Raw genomic sequence first — 1,228 nt, 5'->3', positions numbered from 1 at the left:
TTCGTGAGTCGAAACAGGTAAGGCCTTCATGATGTGGTCCTCTCCTTCACGAGTAACGTGTTGGATGACTCGAGCCGGGCCGGGAGGACACAACAGTGATGAGACATGTTGAACAGGGTCCTATGAAGTCACATCCCCGCTCAGCCTGGTCTTCCAGACTTTGCTCGAGGCTCCTGGCGGTATCGACGAGTCCTGGGCAGGACAACTCCGAAAGCCGAAGCGTCAGTTTCATAGGAAGTCAGATCCCGCCAGAAGCCTCACTACCATGCTCGCTGTGTCGTAGAGGCTGTTTTCCTTGGTTTCCTAAGCGGCTACCGACTCGATGTCATCCTGGTTGATCCACGCAGCATGCACCTCGAACGGCGGCCGGTACCCGATCGCCGAATGCAAGCGTGCCTGGTTGTACCAAAAAACCCATTTCGACGTCTCTGCCATCACCTCGATCAACCCCGACCATTCGCGACGGTCGATCAGTTCCGCTTTGTAGACTGAATTCAGTGCTTCAGCCATGGCATTATCGTATGAGTCCCCGCGTGACCCCACCGACGCCACGATCTCGGATTCTGCCAGAGTCTCGCCATAGCGAATCGACCTGAATTGGACTCCGCGATCCGAGTGGTGGACAAGCCCGGACACGTCTTCGCCGGCCCGGAACTTCGCTGCCAGAGCCATCGTCAACGCGTCCCTGGCCAGCGACTCACGCATATGATTCGTCACCTGCCAACCCACGCTGGGTCGGAATATAGGTGATGTCGGCGACCCAGAGACAGTTCGGACCCTCAGCTGTGAACTCACGTTCGACGAGATCCTCCGGGCACTCCTCGGCCCTGGCCGAGGCCGTCTTCGGACGCTTCCGCCGACGACGAACCCCGTCAATGCCCAGCTGGCGCATCAACCGCTCGACCGTGCACCGAGCGATATTCCCGAACCGGTCCGCATACTCGCGGTTGATCGCCTTCCACATCTTCCGCACCCCGTAACAGGAATAGTTCGCCTCGTAGACGTCCCGGATGGCGGTCTTGAGCTCCCGGTCCCGGACAGCACGGGGTGAAGGCCAGAGTACTTGATAGTCGCAGCAGGAGGCAGCAGCAGCCCGTGCAACAGCAGGGGAAGGGGCCGGGACGCGTGGCTGAGCTGGCGTGGCGTCGGTGGTGTCGTGGATGAATCTGTTCATTAGTGGGATAGGCGCTGGATCTCCGCCGGGAAAAAGGCGGGGGCGAGGCGAGGT

At 59.9% G+C, this 1,228-nt stretch carries 2 protein-coding genes; both read right to left on the bottom strand.

Annotated elements, in window-relative coordinates; all coding sequences use genetic code 11:
- Positions 1-303 precede the first annotated feature (303 nt).
- Complete coding sequence (locus tag BLIN9172_RS17815) at positions 304-672, bottom strand: integrase core domain-containing protein (protein ID WP_257904185.1); 369 nt, start codon at positions 670-672, stop codon at positions 304-306.
- A gap of 25 nt (positions 673-697) precedes the next feature.
- Positions 698-1,174 carry an IS3 family transposase gene (locus tag BLIN9172_RS17810; protein ID WP_101556189.1) on the bottom strand — a complete coding sequence of 159 codons (477 nt, stop codon included), beginning with the start codon at positions 1,172-1,174 and terminating at the stop codon, positions 698-700.
- Positions 1,175-1,228: the final 54 nt, after the last annotated feature.

It is taken from the genome of Brevibacterium linens ATCC 9172 (assembly GCF_900169165.1).
Lineage (GTDB): Bacteria > Actinomycetota > Actinomycetes > Actinomycetales > Brevibacteriaceae > Brevibacterium > Brevibacterium linens.
The sequence above is the reverse complement of the archived record's forward strand: the minus strand, read 5'-3'. Positions and strand labels throughout refer to the sequence as shown.